Here is a 17,609-nt window from a genome sequence, read left to right on the forward strand (position 1 = left end):
CGGCTGGTGCGCCGCGCGGGGACGCGCATCGGCGCGCCAGAAGCGCAAGGCGGTCGCGCATGGCGATGGAGCGCGCTCACGCGGCGATCTCGGCATTCGCCTCACCTTCGATCTCGGCCTGCGCCACGCTTTCGACGTCGGCATTGAGGCCAAGCAGGAAATCGGCGGCTTTCGAGGCATGGCTGGCCGCGCGGAAAATGGCGCGATTGTCCTCGCGCAGAACCGTCAGCCATGAGCCGATGTAATCGGAATGGCGCACGGTCGGCTCGATACCGAGACTGCTGCAGATGAAGGCTGCGGCCATCTCGGCGACCAATTCCTCGCGCGCATAGGTTCTGGAGCCGAATGAGCCTGACAGGTCGCGCGCGAGTCGCGCCGGGTGGCCGGTCCAGTGGCCAAGCTCGTGAAAGCAGGTCCGGTAGTAGTCGATCTGGTGGAAGAAAGCCGGCTGGGGCGGCACCTGGATGGTGTCGCTGCCGGGCATGTAGAAAGCGCGATCGCCACCGATACGGAAATCCGCACGGCTTCTGCGAATAAGTTGCTCGGCCTGCGGGACGATTTCGCGCGCCGGCAGCGGCTCAGCGGCGGCATGGAGGTGGTCGGGCAGATTATCGCACTGCGCGACATTGAAGACGGTAAAGCGCTTCAAAAAAGGCACGGCCTGCGGTTCGTCGCCATCGGCCTTGGCGCGTTCCTTTTCGTCCTTGGGAATAAAGCGGTCAGCGTGAACGATGGTCGTGCCGCGCTCGCCCTTCCTGACATTGCCGCCAAGGGCAAGCGCCTGCCGGAAGGTGAGCCAGTTCTGGCTGGGGTATGGGCGCTCGATGACGGCGCCCCACAGGATCAGGATATTGATGCCGGAATAGCGGCGCTGGGTGGCTGCATTCCTGGGCAGGCCAAGGGCTGCCTTTGCCCTGCCCCAGGGCTTGACCCATGGCACGGTGCCGCGCTCCAGTTCGGCAACGATGCGGTCTGTGATCTCTTGGTAGAGGCTGGCGCCTGAGCGCCCGCCCTTGCCCGAGCCAGCCCCTCGGCTGCCGGAACGCTTGTTGTTTGCACGCATTGTCTGGTCCTCCATTCGCCAATCGCGCCCTCCCCGGAAGCGGGGTGGGCGGCGAAAGCGACCGAAAAGGCCCGCCGTAGAAGGCGGACCGCATCCGAAGGACCGGAACGAAGAGGAGGACCCGGAGCGGCAAGCGGAGGGTTGCGGGATGCCGCGGCTGGCCTAGAAGGGAGTGCCGCCCACCCCGTGCCACCGGGGAAGGCCACCACAAAAATCGACGCCGGCCAGCTGGCCGGCGACCGTCAGCAGCCGACAGGCTGCCCGCGTCAGGGGGCGAAGCCGGATGGCCGAGACCGCCTGAGCCTGTCGAAGAAAAAGCGGGCTCGGTGCACGAGCACCCGGCGCGCGCCTTCAGGCGCGCGGGCGCTCAGGACTCTGTTCCCGAGAGCAGTTGATGCGGTCAAAATGCCCATTTTGCAGCTGTGGAAGACTGAAGCTTGGCGTTTGCGCGCACATCGGCGATGCAGCTTCGCAGCCCGGCCGTCTCTACCACCCCGGCTATCACTTCGTCGCCGACCACCAACGCCGGCGTGCCGGTGATGTACAGCTCGTTCGCGAGCGCGCGATCGCGTGCGATGGCTTCGGTGATGGCCGGGCCTTCCATATCCCGCTTGAGCTGCTCAACATCGAGGCCGACACGTGCCGCAATGACTAGGGTGGTTCTTTGGTTCACCAAGCCGGGAAAAGCAAAAAGGGCGCGATTAAACGCCTCATATTTTCCCTGTTTGTGGGAGGCGAGCGCCGCACGCGCGGCGAATTCGGAAGCAGGTCCCAGGACCGGGAGCTGTTTACGCACGATCCTCAGATTGGGATCATGCTTGAGGGCTTGCTGGAGAATGAGGTCCATTTCCTTGCACAGCGGGCAGTTGTAGTCGAGGAATGAGACCAGGGGGACGTCGCCCTGCGGATTGTCGGCGACTGGCGAGGCGAGGTCGTTGAGGAGTGCGTCGCGATGCTGCGGAATGAGTATCCTCAAGTCCGCCGCGAGCAAGGCGTTCATCTCCGAGCCGTTGCAGGTCGTCAACCTATCTGGCTGTCGCCTTAGCGTTCCCAGCACGAACAGGGCGAGGACTAAAAAACCGATTACGGCGACAAGGACGGCGTTTTGCTTTGACATGGGTCGGGCTCCAATCAGCCGTTAACGGGGCAGCAACGGCTGGCCTTTTGGCGTGAAAGTTGGTCGTCGCTTTGGATCGCTTGCCCAACACTTCCCGCAGTATCGGCAGTCGCGGGGGAGGCTCACAATGTCGATGCCGGCGCCATCTGGCGGTTGCTTTATGACGGCTTCGCTCCAATGGGCTGACTGCAATAGCTGAGCGGCGTTCGCGAGTTGCCAGCCGAGACCACCGGTCATCACGCCGGGCGATCTGCCCTTCAACGAACGCCCGAGCGCCGAAGGACCCGCTCGTGAGAGCCTTTGCCAATCGTCCATCATCCGGCTCGCCTGCTCCGGGCGACAACGAGCCTTCCCACTGCGTTGCCGAGAAAAATGGTCAGCACACGGCACTCCGACACAAAGTGGTCGACGCGAAGAATAAGCGTCGCGCCGGCAGCTGGGGCGGTCGGAACGACAAAGAGCGCCGCGGCCAACGTGAGGAGGCCCGCACCGGTAATGCGAGTTGTTCCCTTCGAAGAGAGCAAGGCGACGAACAGCAGCAGGATCCGACCGCCGATCGACATATCCGTGTTCGTCGCCTGGGCGAGGAAGAGGGGGACCAGCGTCATGTGGATATTGGTGCCGTGCAGATTGAATGAATATGCGGCCGGGATGCCGAGGCCCACGACCGAACGCCTGGCGCTCGCCCCTTCGACGGGCGCGGCCCTCATCAGAATGCCGATCAGCTTGAACACCGGCGCGAGGAGCGCCTGAAGCAAGGAAAGCACAGGCTTGCCCGTGTCGCCGACCATCGCCATGGCTATGCCGAACAGCACCGAGAAGAACAGGACCTGCATGATGTCGCCTTCGGCGAAGGCACCAACGATTGACGGCATCAGCAAGCCGGTCACGAACTGCTCGTGGATCTTCGCCGCATAGCCCTTCACGGCCTGAGCAGCATCGAGCGAGGCTGGATCGATGTTGAGGCCGGCACCTGGCTGAACGACATTTGCGACAATGAGACCGACAATCAATGCGAGGCTGGAGAAGGTGAGGAAATAGATCATTGCCTTGCCGGCGACCCGGCCGACCTTCTTGAGATCGTTCATGCCGCCGATGCCGGTCGCAATTGTCAGGAAGATGACAGGCGCGATGATGATCTTCACGAGCTTGATGAAAGCATCGCTGAGCGGCTTCAGAGCCTCTCCAGTCCCCGGATAGAAAAGGCCAACAGCGACGCCAAGGGCGACGGCGGCAAGCACTTGAACGTAAAGCCGCGCAATATGGGGCTTACGAGGCCCGGCGTTCGCGCTGTGGGCTTGTGGAGCTAACACCGTTTCTCTCCCTGCCGGATCGCGGCGGGCTCTTCCTCGCTTCAAGCCCTCTCACTGGCGACGCTCCGGTCGAACGCTGCTGCCATCTCGGGCGCAAGCGGCGTGCCAAGCAGCGGCGGCGCGATAACGCGCAGAACCTCTCACGCAGTGCCGCATTCGCCGCGGGCGCGTCCTCTCTTAAAAACAAGGGCAGACCGTCGGCGGACATGCGGCCTGGCAGCGGCCGAAAGGTCGTCGAGGCAACCTGTTTGCCTTGGTGGCTGCGATCGGGATCTAGATGGTCAACATCTGGCTATGGCTATGTCCAAGCCATCGCCCAGTCGGCTGAGCCTGTCGGATATCAAACACCACTGTGAACAGGCGATCGCTACCGCGACCCGTATAGTCTGGCGCTCCACAGATGGAGTAATCGACCGGGCGTGTTAGGGCATGGGCCCTGAGCTGCTTCTTCGCGCGCGATCGTCGTTCTGGCCGCACCGCCCGCGAGCCACAATAAGTTTGTCCCGCCCCTTACAATAATTCATCAAGGCGTCTACCTCGGCAATCACCAGATCGGGCGTGATGTCGAACTTGCAGCGGACTTTGACCGGACAGCGCCGCACTTTGTCCAGACCACATCCCCGACATTCAATAACGCTCATAAGCATGCTGACCAGTGGACCACGGAAACCCCAAATTTCCGGTAGATGTGACGCGGTGAAAATTCCCACAGTAGGGCGGCCAAGCTGGGCAGCGACATGCCCAGTGCCTGAATTGTTCGACACCACGAGCGCGGCCGAATTCATGAGATGATTGAATTCCAATTCTGACAAGTCGACAGCCGTTCGAATCTCCGCGGCCCCACGGTCGCGAGCTGTCATCGCGACCTCCTCAAGCGCTTCCCGGCTTTCGCCACGGCCGACGAGGATCACCTCACGACGGGTAGAAAGAGCAGCGACAAGTTTGCCAAAGTTTTCGATCGGCCAATCGCGCAGGCTGGAATTCGAAAACGGAGCCACGACGATCGGGGACTTGCCTTCTGTCGAACTCTGTCGGCGGCCGGCTTCACTTTCTGCGTCGAAACAGGCCGCTGTCTTTGCGACCAGAAAGAGGAGAATTTCCGACACATGCTGGAGACGTATCTGCTTACGGTCAACGAACCAATCAAGCCATGTGCGAGGGAATTTGTCGGCGATCCCTATTTTTTGGGCCAGCTTGTAGAGGATGGTTCTGCGCAATTTCAGATCGAATGGCGCTATCGCAATATCGATCTGATGCATTCCGTAAGGATCAACTATCGCCGCACGATGCCTGGCGGGGACTTCGAGCAAAATGGGCCTTGTCTCATCCGGGACACGCATATCAATGGCAAGATCAAACTCGCCGGTCAGCAGCGGCCGTATGTCGGCCGCTTTCTTGCGGGTATCGACCTTCGGGTTGCGAGGAAAGAAGTCAAAAGCAACGTAATCGTCGGCGAGGTTGAACTGTTTTGCAGTGTCGATGTTCCAGCTTCCGACCACCAGCGTAATGTGGGCTTGCGCAAAGCGCTGACGCAGGTCCATCAGGGGCGCTAGAGACATCCAAAAGTCCCCGACACGATCAAGCTTAAGCGCCAAAATTCTCATCTTGGCGCTTGACTGTTCCGACTCCTCCCAGCTGCGGTATATAATTTGATTGCCGTCGCGCTTTGTAAAGTATCCCATTGCCATTCCGAAGGTTATACGTATAACACTGCTAGCCCAGTTATGTCTGTGTAGGTTGGATTGCTTGCCGTCTTATCCGCGTGAACAAATTAACGCGGCAAACGACTCTGAAACGACTGGTGATTTGCAGTGTTCGCGGCTGCGAGTGAAAGAGGAGTTCCGGCGTCAGCCCCGGTCAGTCCGGAAGCTTTGCCGACCAGCGACGGCAATGACGGGCGGAAAAATGGGCTGACGAATTTCTTTGCGGGAAGAGGCAGGTGCGGACTGGCCTGAATGAGTTAGGGGTAGGTGACGCCGGCCGTTCAACGGTTCTGAGAGGGGAAGACTCCGCTAAGAAAGAGAGGTCGGACTATTCGAAATCGTCGGCCTGGCTGCAACTCATTCCCAGGACAATTCCAGCGCACGTCTGAGCTCATGCAAAGATTTTCCCCTTTCGGGTCCCTTTTCACGCGACAGAGGCAGGGACGGTCGATGCGTGCCGGTGCTGAGGTCAATGCGAGATTCCGGAAGGTTGAGAAAATCGTTTGTTTCGATGAAGCCCTTCCACGCCATGGATAGATGGCTGCCAAGTTTGCGGCCACAATACAGCGGAGCGGTAGCCTAGCCGCTCCGGTGCGCGCTCACTTTCGAAGCGCCCAGCACCATCTCGGCATCGAGCACCTCAGGAAGTACCCGGCAGCGCCGCCAAATGGCGGCGCATTTCCCGCACAGGCGCGACTAGACGCCTCTCCTGTTTCCCCAGAGCAAAACGTGCAACTGCGGTAACACGCGTGCTTCGAACCACCTGTCGTGTGTCACCTTTTCCACAAGCCACTCCATGCGCTTTATTATTCCGTCCAGGTCGACAGGTGCGTCTTCATTGCCAGGGCGCGGTGGCGTGTGATTGCCGGGTTGCAGATAGACCGGAAGGTGCGGAAATCGCGCCGCGGCGTCTTTGGCGTAGGCGTAGTCATTCTCGTCGAAAACAACGAGCTTGAGCACGATTTGCGGCTTCTGCTGCGCCGCTTCTATGCACGCCTGGAATGCAGCCCAATCGGTACTCATTTCGCTTGACGGCGGCTTTGGGCTGAGAACCAGCACATCAAGATCCGCAAACCAGTCGCTGACCACCGAACCTTGGGTTTCCAGCGCAAAACGGTAACCTTCACCATGGCCTCGCTCGATCAGCGCACCGAAGGGCTGAATGGCCGGATTGCCGCCTGACAGCGACACCATCACTGGCCGGCCACCGGAAAGCCCAACGACGCTTTGCCACACCGCATCGATTGGCATCATCTCCCATTCGTGGCGGAATTGACTGTCCACCGCATGGAGGCTGTCGCACCAGGAGCACCGGTAGTCACACCCGCCGGTTCTGATGAAGACTGTAGGCAAACCGATGAGCACTCCCTCGCCCTGGATCGTGGGCCCAAATATCTCGCTCACACGGATTGCGGGACGCGTGTCCGTCACGGCCGGTATTCCGCCCAGGTTTTCGGGGTTTCGCTCACCCGCACGGCCGCGGTTTCCGGCAGACGTGCCTTGCACCATTCATAGAAATGTCTGGCCAAGTATTCCGCCGTGACTTGCTCATGTCCCAGCACCTCGTTGAGGTGCCGATGGTCGAGGCTCTCGTCGATATAGCGTTTGAGCGGCGCCAGATCGTGATAGTCGCGCACGAAGCCGTGCGCGTCCAGATCCTTCGCCGAAAGTTCCACTTCGACGATGTAGTTATGCCCGTGCAGGCGCGCGCACTGATGATCCGGCGGCAAAGAGGTGAGCTGGTGCGAGGCCGAGAAGTGGAATTCCTTGGTGATGCGGAACATCAGGCGCTTCTCCTCCGCAGCGCCTCGAGCCAGAAGACAGGGTCTTGGTAGTCGGTAGGATCAGCGTGCCCCGCGAGATGAAACGCCTCGCGCCGCTCCACGCAGGTCCCGCACCGTCCGCAGTGACGCTCGCCGCCCTTGTAACACGACCAGGTCTCCGCAAATGGCGTTCCGTGTCTTGCTCCATCCCGGACGATGTGGCCCTTCGTGAGGTTGACGTAAGGCGTGTAAAGGCGAATCTCTGCGTAGCCTTCCAGCGCGCGGTCTTGCATCATCTGGAAAGCTTCGATGAAGGCCGGACGGCAATCTGGATAGATGAAATGGTCCCCACCATGGACGGCCATCGCCACCGCTTCGGCCTTGTGCGCGGTGGCGAGACCGAAGGCAATTGCCAACATGATGGCGTTCCGGTTCGGCACTACCGTGATCTTCATCGTGTCTTCGGCGTAGTGGCCGTCCGGCACGTCGAAATTATCGGTGAGCGCTGAGCCGGAAAGGCCGCGGCCGATTTCGGGGATGTTGATGATCTGGTGCGTAGTGTTCAGTCGCTCCGCGCAGAGAGCGGCGAAGCCCAATTCTTTCCTGTGCCGTTGGCCGTAATCGAAAGACAGGAGGCCGGCGAGCTCGTGCTCCGCTGCCACGCTGTGAGCAAGGGAAACGGAGTCCAATCCGCCGGAGCAGATGACGAGAGTCTTCATCGTGGTATCCTTGTTTTGACCGGGTAAGGCTGCGACCGGAGATTTCTCTGCGGTCCCCCTACCCCAGCTAGTCAACTTTGTGAACCCGGTGGGAGTCTGGTCGCTGACGTGCCGTGGCGCAGCGGGCGCCGACCGCGGGCTCTTTCAATGTCCAAACAAGCATATGCTCAGAAGGACAAATGCGAAGCGACTCGAGGCATTGCTGGGGAAGAAGCTGACCTATCCAAATCTGCGCTACGGATGCTTGCACAGGCCACACGCGAATTGGCGAAGTAACGAGGAAGGTACGGAGTTCTTTAACGGCGGGAGTGCAGAAGCCCAAGTTCAAGGACAGTGCGCGCGCCCCGCTTCAGGATCAGTTCGATCTGGAACACGAATCCGCCGTTGCAATCACCCCTATATTGCGCGCAATAGCCTACATGGCGTTGGATGAACTGGATTTGGCGATTTTCCAGATGGCGGTCGAAAGCGTCCGCTCACTCTCCCTAAGCTTCAACGAAAAGGCCGCAGAGATAGCCACGAGGAGCCACGGTGTCCTGGTTTTCGACGTGCGGGTCGATGGTGACTCGGAGGTCCAGCGGATCGCAGCCATCCGATATCGAGCCGACCAGACGGGCGTGGTCGCGTTGGACAGACAAGGCCTTGTTACCCGCTCTTGCATGGTCAATGGCACTTTCTCACATTTCATTTCGCCATTGGAGAACTGGGCCAGCATGCCCCTGTCAATGCAGGCCAAGATCGATGTCACCGTCCATGCCGGTCTCTTCCTAGGCGCCTTGCGAAATGCCGGTCATATGCTTGGCAGCTAGCATATGACCGGAATGCATCTGCGGATTTTTGGCTCCACCTGCGCGTCCGAGCGGCCGGCCACCGAGGCTCTGTGGCGCGCGGATGTGTCCGGGGAGAGCGCAACGATCTGCTGCACACGTTCAAATATACCTCACGTGCACGAGCCGCGCTCATTAGTTACCTTCTCCTTCACGTTACAGGGATTGCGCGAAAATATTCCGCCGGTGCGCCTGCTTGGCGGTTACGCCGCGCTTCTGCAGTTAATCGAGCAGGAAAATCGCGCAATCAGTGGAGATCCACGAGAACTGGCTTGAGGCGACCCGCTACCTCAACATGGATCATCTGCGCGAGCACAAGAAAGAGAACCTGAGGGCACTGGCCGCCTGAGACGCGGCCCGCCATGTCCGCCGCTCCGCTAACACGGGGGCTGCGCGGCGGACACGCCAACGTCACCGCTAATGCCACGCCATCTTTGCAGAACATGACGCACACAACTAAAGGGACGGCATGGCCGACATCGCCGCGACGCGTCGCTCTTAGGCCTACGGCAGCGTTGACCATGCCAGCACTTCTTAGATGGGAGCATGAATACGAACCCCGTTCGGCGAGCTATTGCGCGATTCACCATTCGTTCACTTTGTTAGCGCACGTTCATAAGCGGACATGTTGGTGTAGCTCGTACGTGCCCAAAGCCCCGGCGCATCGACCCAGCGCCGGGGCTTTTTTGGTACCAGAAGGCACCGCTGAGAGGAGCAATCGTCCAGCGGTGCAGGACTTGGCCGCTCTGTGAACGATCCCTGAGTTGCTGCTTTTTTGCGGCGTAAGAAATCCGGGGTTTTACGGCGTCCAAAAACTCGGGTGTCTGCGGCGGGGCGCGCCATTTGGCGTGGTAACGCCGGAATTGCGGATTGCACCTAAAAACTTCCTGGGCCCAGGTCGTGCGGGGGAATCGACCGGAATAGTCGTAAGCTTCGCACTACGCCGTCCGGCCAGCATATCAACCGTGCGTAGCGCCCGCCGGCAGGAGCATTGGTCAGGCTGAGCATCGTTAAGCGCTACGCCGACAGGCCGAGAACCGGTTGCCATAATACAGGTCCGTTCAGACGTCCCCTCCAGCGGATGCGCTTGAGGCTAGCGTGGGAAATCTCGAGAAAACCGGCGACCGCCTCCGTGTTACCAACCGGCTTCGGCTGTCCGATGCGCGTCAACGGCCACGTTGCGAGACGCAGGATCCGTTCCATGCGCGTATCGGTCACTGTCACAATCCGAGTGAGATTATTCGCCAAGCCGAATTCGATCATGCCGGCGAAGAGCTCGTATGTTGCTTGCGCCAGTCCGCCAGACTTAGGCGCTGATGGAGGGAGATCGAGTGCGAAACGACTGCTCTCCCAAATGCGGGCACTCGCGGGCGCCGCAGTCTCACCCAGCAGCATCGGAAAGGTATCGCGCAACATTGTCGGTCCGGTAGTCGGTAAAAGACGGACGCAACCGCAAATTCGCCAGTCGGATCCCTTGAGAAGCAGATAGACGGGGTTCAGGCTGTCAAATGCGTCTGTTTCCATCTCGCTTTCGGTCTGAACTTCCCAATCCAGCCTTTCCTTGAAGACCCGATGCCTGAGCCCGTGCATTTCGTTGAGCTCGTTTGGAAACTCGCCGTAGAGTTCAGGTGTTATCAGCTGCATCATCTGTCGCCTCCGTGCAGGATGTGTTCCCGCTATCGAAGAGCAAAGCCGACATTGATGCAGCCTGTAGACCTTTACAGCTTTCCAACAAAAGGAGGTCAGGATCTCCACTGACGGGAAGCAGTCAGCCGCGCTATGCCCTGGTTTATGGTTCGCACGCCAAGCTTTGCCTTGGCGTTTTCCAGATGGAAGGTCACGGTGCGTTTCGAGACGCCGAGGATCTGGCTGATATCCCAGGCGGACTTACCGCGCGCCGCCCATTTCAGGGATTCGAACTCCCGCGGGGTCAGCGTTATGCCATCCACCACGCAATCTTCGGCGAGCTGGCGCCGGGCATGTATATGAAAGTTGATTGCGACCAGCTGCAATGCTTTTTCGTAGCGAGTGAGTGACCGCAAGAGAGGCGGACGGGACTGGTCGGAAGCGAAGGTCAGCGCCGCAAACCGGCCGCGATGGTCATGCATGGACATGGTCAATCCGCCGCGAATGCCAAAGTGAGCTGCTTTTTCCAGGATTTCTTGCTGCGAGGCCGGCAGACACTGGCGGGGTCGATCCACGCCCCAATCAAAAGTATCCCAGCCTTGCAGCCCGCGCAGGATCACCGGATCATGGCTGTGGTAGCGCAGTTGCAGATAGTGCGATGTCCAGGATGAAGGATAATTTGAAATCAATCGCGGCGTCTGGCCGGAGACCGACGGGTAACTGAAATAGGCGAAGAGCGGAAAGTCGAAGCCGGCTGCGGCGGACGCCATCGCCTCATGTAGGTCGACTGCATCGACGCTTGCAGAGAGTTGCTCGACGAAGTTTTCGAACACGCGATACATCAGCCCTTTGCGCGACCTCCTCGAATGTTGCTCGATGCCAGGCGGAAACCTGGGTCTAAACGACTCTGCATCGATGCGACGCGGACGATTTGGTCGCCATCATCGCCGGCATTACTTTGCTGCTTCCCGGTGAAGCGAACCCCGTGCACCTGGCCGCTTACCAGCCGGGGATGTTGAGACGTTATCGATGAGCCGCGTGTCGCCGAGCCAAGCCGCGACAAGCAAGCGTGCTGGTCGGTCAAGCCTTGCTAGCGGCTGCAGGTCTGTTTCGCCGCGAAGTTCCAGGTACTCGACCTCGCGATAGCCTGTCGCCAGAATTGTTGCACGCGCTTCATCAAGCATGGGCAAGACAGGAGAGCCACGCGCAAGCCGCTCAGCCGTGTCGAGCAAGACCGAAGCCAGCTTTGGGGCAATGGCGCGTTCTGCTGGCGAGAGCCGGCTATTGCGCGACGATAGTGCAAGACCATCGGTTTCGCGGACTGTCGGACATGCGAGCACGGTGATCGGGATGTCAAGGTCCCGGACCAAGCGCCTGACAAGCTGAAGCTGCTGGAAATCCTTTTCGCCAAAAAAGGCTAAGTCAGCGCCGGTCTGCAGGAAGAGCTTGGCCACGACCGTCGCCACGCCATCGAAATGGCCGGGCCGGAAGGCGCCGCACAGGCCCTCGCTGAGAGTGGACACCGAAACGGCCGTGGCGAAGCCCGCTGGATACATCTCGTCTGCATCCGGTACATAGAGCAGATGTGCGCCTGTCGGCACGAGCTTGGCAGCATCTTCGTTTTCCGTCCGAGGATAGGCGGCAAGGTCGGCGGCACTGTTGAACTGCTTGGGATTGACGAACAGCGTCACGACTACCCGCTCGGCCTTCTGAAGTGCGGCCCGCACGAGACTCAGATGGCCTTCATGCAAGGCTCCCATGGTCGGCACAACGGCGACACGGGCGCCTGAGCGACGCCATCCCGCGGCAACAGCGCGGAGTTCGGCAACGGTTCGAACGATCGGCACGCTCATGTGACGTCTCCGGCCTTCGTCTCGTTGGCGTAGAGATGTTCGGCTGCCGGAAAGCGCCGTTCCCTCACGTCGGCGGCATAAGCCGCGATCGCCGCATCGGCCTGGTTGCCTAGTTCGGCGTAGCGTTTGACGAATTTCGGCCGGAAAGAGCCGAAAAGCCCAAGCATATCATCGCTGACCAAAATCTGGCCGTCGCAGGCCGGCGAGGCGCCGATGCCGATTGTGGGGACGGCGATCTCCGCAGTGATGCGCCGTGCGAGCGGCTCGGGCACTTTCTCCAGCACCACCGAGAAAGCGCCGGCTTCCGTGACCGCACCGGCGTCGCGCCTGATGCGCTCGGCATCGTCTCCCCGCCCCTGGACGCGGTAGCCGCCGAGAGTATTGACCGCCTGCGGCGTCAAGCCGACATGGGCCATGACAGGCACGCCGCGCGCGGCGAGGAAGCGGATCGTCTCGGCCATGGTCTGCCCCCCCTCGAGCTTCACCGCTGCACAACCGGTCTCCGCCATCAGGCGCGCAGCGTTGCGGAAGGCCTGCTCGGGGCTTTCTTCATAGGAACCGAATGGCAGGTCTACGACCATCAATGCTCGCACCAGACCGCGGCGCACCGCCTGGCCGTGCATGATCATCATGTCGAGAGTGACGCTCAGCGTCGACGAGAGGCCGTGCAGGACCATGCCGACGCTGTCGCCGACGAGAACGATGTCGCAGTGTCGATCGGCCAAACTGGCGATCGGCGTGGTATATGCCGTCAGGCAGACGAGTGGAGTCTGGCCTTTCCGCATCCGAACATCCAGCGGTGCAATTCCCTTTCGATCACCAGCTGCGCTCAACCCATCCCTCCTTCCCTTGCGTTACCCGCCGCGGGTGTCGCGTTTGGCACATTTTTGTGCAAGTGCGAAGAGCTAAAAATGGGGATGCAGCTGTGCGGTGTTGACGTGCGGACAGCCTCGCTTACATTAAATCGATTAAGGCTCCCGGGCTCGGGTCAACCACTTTCACGAACATGGACGATCAGGCAACAGGAACCAGGAAAGACAAAGCCGGCAAGGCGGACCAAGTCAAAGTGGACCTGATCGCCGTCGTCGTGGCCGTAAATGAAAGTGACCCCTGTCTCCTAACCATCGGCCAGGCTGACACCCTGCCGTCCGGACCTTTTGCGCTTGAGCACCGGTCGCCGCAATCCGGTTTGAGGGGGTGGGTCGAGCAGCAGACCGGCCAGCCCTTGGGGTACATCGAGCAGCTTTACACCTTCGCCGATCGGGACCGAATCGGCGCCGAACGCCAGCAGCGCGTCATCTCCATCAGCTATCTCGCTTTGACCAGCAAAGAACAGGCAACGGGCTCATGCAAGTGCGGCTGGCAAAGCTGGTACGACTATTTTCCATGGGAGGACCACCGCTCCGGCACCCCGCCGGTGGTGCTGGATGTTGTGCGACCACGCTTGATCGGTTGGGCAGACGGAGCGAGCGACGCGGCCACGCGACGCGAACGCCGGCAGCGGGCGGCGATCGCCTTTGGCTTCGACGACCGTTATTGGAATGAGGAGCTCGTGCTTCAGCGATATGAGTTACTTTATGAAGCAGGCCTGGTCCAAGAGGCCGGAAGAGGACGGGAGACGCCGCTTCCCCTGGTGCCGAGCAAATCCATGGTCGCTGATCATCGCCGTATCGTGGCAACGGGCATTGCGCGGCTGCGCTCCAAGATCAAATACCGGCCCGTCGTCTTTGAGCTTATGCGACCGACCTTTACGCTACTGCAGCTGCAGCGAACCGTGGAGGCGCTCGCCGGCAGGCTCATCCACAAGCCGAACTTTCGCCGCCTGATCGAGCAACAGGAACTGGTCGAGGAGACCGGCGAGACCACTGCGGAGACCGGTGGTCGGCCGGCGAAGCTCTACCGCTTCCGCCACGCCGTTCTCGACGAAAGGGCCGTCGCCGGGACAAAATTGCCGCTGGCGCGGGGTTGACATCCCTTATACTCACGGCAAGTATATGCCGGTTATCTTCAACTAGAGTATAAGCGGGGGCATCAATGAGCGCCGTGCTGCCTACGGCCGCGTTCCTCTACGAGCGCGTCCGGCGCGTGATCCCGCCGATTGAATGGCCGTCTTTCGTGGACGATATCGAAGCCATCCTTGCGCTCAAGCGCGAGCGCAATGCCATCATCCTGGCGCACAACTATCAGACGCCCGAGATCTACCATTGCGTCGCAGACATTGTCGGCGACAGCCTGGCGCTGGCCCGCAAGGCTGTGACAGTCGAGGCGCAAGTCATCGTCGTTGCCGGCGTGCATTTCATGGCCGAGACGGCCAAGCTGCTTAATCCGAAAAAGACCGTGCTTATCCCCGACCTGGGCGCTGGTTGCTCGCTGGCCGATTCGATCACGGCACAAGACGTGCGGCTGATGCGACAGAGTTATCCCGGCGTGCCCATTGTCACCTATGTCAACACCTCCGCCGCTGTGAAAGCCGAGTCCGACATCTGCTGCACCTCGGGCAACGCAAAGGCGGTGGTGGAATCGCTCGGCGCGCCGCGTGTGATTATGCTGCCCGACGAATATCTCGCCAAGAACGTCGCCGCCGAGACGAAGGTTGGGATCATCGCCTGGAAGGGTCGTTGCGAGGTGCATGAGCGCTTCACCCCGGCCGATATTCGCGAACTGCGCGCCGCACATCCGGGTGTCATCGTGCTGGCCCATCCCGAATGCCCCCCGGACGTTGTCACAGAGGCGGATTTTTCGGGTTCCACCGCGGCCATGTCGGATTATGTCGAGCGGGAAAAACCACCCCGCGTAGTGTTGATGACGGAATGTTCGATGAGCGACAATATCGCGATCGCGCATCCCGACGTCGAGTTCGTCCGCCCCTGCAATCTCTGTCCGCACATGAAGCGCATCACGCTGGCTAACATTCGCGTCGCACTCGAGGAGAACCGGCATGAGGTTCGGATCCATCCCGGGATTGCAGGGCGCGCGCGCCGCTCGGTCGAGCGTATGCTTTCCATATGAGCCTCGACGTTCATGACATCGGCGGGGCCCCGGTCATCATCGGCGCCGGTGTGGCAGGCCTGATGACGGCGCTTCATCTGGCGCCGGAACCGGTTGTGCTTCTGTCCAATGCGGGGCTGGGAACCGGAGCCTGCAGCGAGCTCGCCCAAGGCGGTCTTGCGGCAAGTGTCGGCGGCGAGGACAGTCCCGAACTTCATCTTTGTGACACCGTCGCGGCCGGCGACGGTCTCTGCGACGTGACGACTGTGCGGCGAACGGTCCGAGCTGCACCTGAAGCGATCAGGACTCTAGAGCGGTTCGGTGTCGCATTCGATCGACGCGCTGACGGCGCGTTGCGGCTCGGGCTTGAGGCGGCGCACTCGCAGCGGCGGATCGTGCATGCGGCGGGCGATGCCACCGGTCGCGAGCTGGTCCGCGCGCTGATCGCCGCGGCACGGCGCACAGCCTCCATCACTATCCTGGAAAACGTGGAGGCCCGCCGGCTTGTCGTGGAAGACGGGGCGATTATCGCCGTGGTCGCGGCCGGGTGCACGGGCGCAATCGCCTTGCCAACGCGCCGCGTGGTCCTGGCGACCGGCGGCATCGGCGGCTTGTTTAGCGATACGACAAACCCTCCTGGCTCATGTGGACAGGGGCTCGCGCTCGCCGCCTGTGCCGGGGCGGAGTTCGCCGACCTGGAATTCGTGCAGTTCCACCCGACCGCCCTCGAGGGTCCGCGGCGGCCGATGCCGCTGGTGAGCGAAGCGGTGCGCGGCGAGGGTGCTGTGCTCATCGACGAGCAAGGAGAGCGTTTCCTCGCTGAAACCCCCGGGGGCGAGCTTGCGCCTCGCGACGTGGTTGCGCGCGCGGTTTGGCATCAGCTCGCTGTCGGACGCCGTGTGTTCCTGGACGCAAGGCAATGTCTCGGCCTCAGATTTGACAAGCGCTTTCCGGCGATCGCCGATTTGTGCCACCAGGCCGGCATCGATCCCGCGACCGACCCGATCCCGGTGCGCCCGGCGGCACATTATCACATGGGCGGTGTCGCTGTAGACGCTGCCGGCCGCAGCTCCATCGAGGGATTGTGGGCATGTGGCGAGGTCGCATGCACCGGTCTGCACGGCGCGAACCGACTCGCCAGCAACTCGCTTATCGAAGCGGCGGTCACAGCGAGCTGGGTTGCTGAAAGCGTCGCCGACGTATCACACACCCGGCGTCCGCGCGTGTGTTCCGCATTCGTGCCTCGACGGCCAGACGCCTCCGGCATCCGCCCAATCGTCTCGGCCGCGCTCGGCATCATCCGCGATAGCGAGACGCTACGCGACGGGGTGGCGACCCTGTTGCCGATCGCAGCTCACGACAGCGCTGCCTCCGACCCCGCCTTGGTCGCGCTGATGATCGCCATTGCGGCCCTGCGGCGCGAAGAGAGCCGCGGCTCGCACTATCGTTCCGATTTCCCCGGACGCGATGCAGATGCGCGCCAGTCACGGCTGACACTGTGCAGCGCAATACAGACCGCCGTCGCACTCAGCTGGCGGGCGCCGATACGGAGCACCCTGACATGAATTCGTTCTCACCCCTTCCCTCAACCCTGATCGAGCCGATCGTGCGCGGTGCTCTTCTCGAAGACCTGGGCAGATGCGGTGATCTGACCAGCGACGCCGTGATCCCGCGTGATCGCACGGCCACCTTGGTGCTCAAGTCGCGACAGATGGGCATCGTTGCCGGTCTCGATCTGGCCGCCTTCGCCTTCATGCTCGTCGAGCCTGCGATCGACATGCACATCTGGCGAGCTGACGGCAGCGATGTCGCGGCGGGCGAGACTATCGCCAAGTTGTGCGGACCGGCGCGAGGCCTGCTCACGGCCGAGCGCACGGCGCTCAATTTTCTGTGCCGCCTGAGCGGCATCGCCACTGCCACAGCGGCGATGGTCGAGGCCGTGCGTGGCCACAAGGCGAAGATCGTGTGCACGCGAAAGACCACGCCCGGCCTGCGCGCGCTGGAGAAATATGCGGTACGCGTCGGCGGCGGCGCCAATCACCGCTTCGGGCTCGACGACGCCGTGCTGATCAAGGACAACCACATCGCGATCGCCGGCGACATTCGCACGGCAATAGAGCGGGCGCGCGCCGCCGCAGGCCACATGGTGAAGATCGAGGTCGAGGTCGACACGCTGGAGCAGCTCGATGTAGCGCTCACGCTGGGAGTCGACGCAGTGCTGCTCGACAATATGTCGGTTGAGGACCTTGCGCGCGCCGTGGCAATCGTCGGTGGCCGCGCCATCACCGAGGCTTCCGGTCGGGTGACGCCGAAAACGGCTCCGTTGATTGCTGCGACGGGGGTCGACCTCATCTCAGTCGGATGGCTGACACACAGCGCGCCCATCCTCGACATCGGCCTGGATATGCCGGCGCATCAGCGCGCGCTTGAACTGATGGAGATGGAATGAAAGGCATTCCCACCTCCGCTGGAGCGCGCCGACGCAGGAACTGCTCCATGCGAGCCTGCATCTTTGTGCGGCGCACCCTCCAACTGGTTCAGGCTCATCGGGCTGATCGACGATCATAGCGAACCCGAGGAGGGTCGACAGACTCCTGCACGCGCTGTCGGACCAGCGACAAAGCTTTTGATGATGAC

The 17,609-nt window shown here is 61.3% G+C and carries 16 protein-coding genes and 1 pseudogene; 6 read left to right on the top strand and 11 right to left on the bottom strand.

Annotated features, from left to right (window positions below; all coding sequences use genetic code 11):
• Window positions 1-76: 76 nt before the first annotated feature.
• From AC0L3H_RS17530 to queC, 7 genes and pseudogenes are all read right to left on the bottom strand, one after another.
• Window positions 77-1,063, bottom strand: coding sequence for an ArdC family protein (locus AC0L3H_RS17530; protein WP_473586310.1), 987 nt, complete (start codon window positions 1,061-1,063; stop codon window positions 77-79).
• Between the two features lie 400 nt (window positions 1,064-1,463).
• Window positions 1,464-2,180, bottom strand: coding sequence for a DsbA family protein (locus tag AC0L3H_RS17535; RefSeq protein ID WP_473586311.1), 717 nt, complete (start codon window positions 2,178-2,180; stop codon window positions 1,464-1,466).
• Between the two features lie 332 nt (window positions 2,181-2,512).
• A pseudogene (locus tag AC0L3H_RS17540) lies at window positions 2,513-3,493 on the bottom strand (cation:dicarboxylate symporter family transporter); the annotation flags it as partial.
• Window positions 3,494-3,915: 422 nt separating this feature from the next.
• On the bottom strand, window positions 3,916-5,175 hold the full coding sequence (locus AC0L3H_RS17545; RefSeq protein WP_473586312.1) for a glycosyltransferase family 9 protein: 1,260 nt from the start codon (window positions 5,173-5,175) through the stop codon (window positions 3,916-3,918).
• A gap of 717 nt (window positions 5,176-5,892) precedes the next feature.
• A complete protein-coding gene (queE, locus tag AC0L3H_RS17550; RefSeq protein WP_473586313.1) occupies window positions 5,893-6,627 on the bottom strand; it encodes a 7-carboxy-7-deazaguanine synthase QueE in 735 nt (244 codons plus the stop codon).
• On the bottom strand, window positions 6,624-6,980 hold the full coding sequence (gene queD, locus AC0L3H_RS17555; protein ID WP_065010611.1) for a 6-carboxytetrahydropterin synthase QueD: 357 nt from the start codon (window positions 6,978-6,980) through the stop codon (window positions 6,624-6,626). The genes queE and queD overlap by 4 nt, the downstream gene beginning before the upstream one ends.
• Window positions 6,980-7,678, bottom strand: a complete 699-nt coding sequence (queC, locus tag AC0L3H_RS17560; RefSeq protein ID WP_473523870.1) for a 7-cyano-7-deazaguanine synthase QueC — start codon at window positions 7,676-7,678, stop codon at window positions 6,980-6,982. The genes queD and queC overlap by 1 nt, the downstream gene beginning before the upstream one ends.
• A 419-nt stretch (window positions 7,679-8,097) precedes the next feature.
• Between queC and AC0L3H_RS17565 the strand changes: the two genes are divergently transcribed.
• Window positions 8,098-8,487 carry a hypothetical protein gene (locus tag AC0L3H_RS17565; RefSeq protein ID WP_473586349.1) on the top strand — a complete coding sequence of 130 codons (390 nt, stop codon included), beginning with the start codon at window positions 8,098-8,100 and terminating at the stop codon, window positions 8,485-8,487.
• Window positions 8,488-8,490: 3 nt separating this feature from the next.
• The gene (locus AC0L3H_RS17570; protein ID WP_473491921.1) at window positions 8,491-8,781 is read left to right on the top strand and encodes a hypothetical protein; all 291 of its coding nucleotides are present in this window, start codon (window positions 8,491-8,493) and stop codon (window positions 8,779-8,781) included.
• A gap of 741 nt (window positions 8,782-9,522) precedes the next feature.
• On the opposite strand, the gene AC0L3H_RS17575 is transcribed toward AC0L3H_RS17570, so the two are convergent.
• The 4 genes from AC0L3H_RS17575 to panB all read right to left on the bottom strand — a co-directional run bounded on the left by AC0L3H_RS17575 (window position 9,523) and on the right by panB (window position 12,817).
• On the bottom strand, window positions 9,523-10,152 hold the full coding sequence (locus AC0L3H_RS17575) for an acyl-homoserine-lactone synthase (RefSeq protein ID WP_473491923.1): 630 nt from the start codon (window positions 10,150-10,152) through the stop codon (window positions 9,523-9,525).
• Between the two features lie 95 nt (window positions 10,153-10,247).
• Complete coding sequence (locus tag AC0L3H_RS17580) at window positions 10,248-10,973, bottom strand: LuxR family transcriptional regulator (RefSeq protein ID WP_473491925.1); 726 nt, start codon at window positions 10,971-10,973, stop codon at window positions 10,248-10,250.
• 111 nt (window positions 10,974-11,084) lie between these two features.
• Entirely contained in the window at window positions 11,085-11,984 is a 900-nt protein-coding gene (gene panC / locus AC0L3H_RS17585; protein WP_473491926.1) for a pantoate--beta-alanine ligase, read from the bottom strand.
• Window positions 11,981-12,817, bottom strand: a complete 837-nt coding sequence (gene panB, locus AC0L3H_RS17590; RefSeq protein WP_473491927.1) for a 3-methyl-2-oxobutanoate hydroxymethyltransferase — start codon at window positions 12,815-12,817, stop codon at window positions 11,981-11,983. Before panB ends, panC begins: the two co-directional genes overlap by 4 nt.
• Window positions 12,818-12,990: 173 nt before the next feature.
• On the opposite strand from panB, the gene AC0L3H_RS17595 reads away from it, so the two are divergent.
• The 4 genes from AC0L3H_RS17595 (at window position 12,991) to nadC (ending at window position 17,421) form a co-directional block, all read left to right on the top strand.
• Complete coding sequence (locus AC0L3H_RS17595) at window positions 12,991-13,953, top strand: NUDIX hydrolase (protein WP_473491928.1); 963 nt, start codon at window positions 12,991-12,993, stop codon at window positions 13,951-13,953.
• A 65-nt stretch (window positions 13,954-14,018) separates the two neighbouring features.
• Window positions 14,019-14,993, top strand: a complete 975-nt coding sequence (nadA, locus tag AC0L3H_RS17600; protein ID WP_473586314.1) for a quinolinate synthase NadA — start codon at window positions 14,019-14,021, stop codon at window positions 14,991-14,993.
• Window positions 14,990-16,537: an L-aspartate oxidase gene (locus tag AC0L3H_RS17605; protein WP_473491932.1), complete on the top strand. Its 1,548-nt coding sequence runs from the start codon at window positions 14,990-14,992 to the stop codon at window positions 16,535-16,537. The genes nadA and AC0L3H_RS17605 overlap by 4 nt, the downstream gene beginning before the upstream one ends.
• Window positions 16,534-17,421, top strand: a complete 888-nt coding sequence (nadC, locus tag AC0L3H_RS17610; protein ID WP_473491933.1) for a carboxylating nicotinate-nucleotide diphosphorylase — start codon at window positions 16,534-16,536, stop codon at window positions 17,419-17,421. The genes AC0L3H_RS17605 and nadC overlap by 4 nt, the downstream gene beginning before the upstream one ends.
• Window positions 17,422-17,609 lie beyond the last annotated feature (188 nt).

The organism is Mesorhizobium sp. WSM4816, from assembly GCF_055811535.1.

Bases quoted from the DNA above. Each gene is read 5' to 3' on its own strand.
- AC0L3H_RS17530 (WP_473586310.1), bottom strand. From the start codon at position 1,063: ATGCGTGCAAACAACAAGCGTTCCGGCAGCCGAGGGGCTGGCTCGGGC.
- AC0L3H_RS17535 (WP_473586311.1), bottom strand. From the start codon at position 2,180: ATGTCAAAGCAAAACGCCGTCCTTGTCGCCGTAATCGGTTTTTTAGTC.
- AC0L3H_RS17545 (WP_473586312.1), bottom strand. From the start codon at position 5,175: ATGGGATACTTTACAAAGCGCGACGGCAATCAAATTATATACCGCAGC.
- queD (WP_065010611.1), bottom strand. From the start codon at position 6,980: ATGTTCCGCATCACCAAGGAATTCCACTTCTCGGCCTCGCACCAGCTC.
- queC (WP_473523870.1), bottom strand. From the start codon at position 7,678: ATGAAGACTCTCGTCATCTGCTCCGGCGGATTGGACTCCGTTTCCCTT.
- AC0L3H_RS17565 (WP_473586349.1), top strand. From the start codon at position 8,098: ATGGCGTTGGATGAACTGGATTTGGCGATTTTCCAGATGGCGGTCGAA.
- AC0L3H_RS17570 (WP_473491921.1), top strand. From the start codon at position 8,491: ATGACCGGAATGCATCTGCGGATTTTTGGCTCCACCTGCGCGTCCGAG.
- AC0L3H_RS17575 (WP_473491923.1), bottom strand. From the start codon at position 10,152: ATGATGCAGCTGATAACACCTGAACTCTACGGCGAGTTTCCAAACGAG.
- AC0L3H_RS17580 (WP_473491925.1), bottom strand. From the start codon at position 10,973: ATGTATCGCGTGTTCGAAAACTTCGTCGAGCAACTCTCTGCAAGCGTC.
- panC (WP_473491926.1), bottom strand. From the start codon at position 11,984: ATGAGCGTGCCGATCGTTCGAACCGTTGCCGAACTCCGCGCTGTTGCC.
- AC0L3H_RS17595 (WP_473491928.1), top strand. From the start codon at position 12,991: ATGGACGATCAGGCAACAGGAACCAGGAAAGACAAAGCCGGCAAGGCG.
- nadA (WP_473586314.1), top strand. From the start codon at position 14,019: ATGAGCGCCGTGCTGCCTACGGCCGCGTTCCTCTACGAGCGCGTCCGG.
- AC0L3H_RS17605 (WP_473491932.1), top strand. From the start codon at position 14,990: ATGAGCCTCGACGTTCATGACATCGGCGGGGCCCCGGTCATCATCGGC.
- nadC (WP_473491933.1), top strand. From the start codon at position 16,534: ATGAATTCGTTCTCACCCCTTCCCTCAACCCTGATCGAGCCGATCGTG.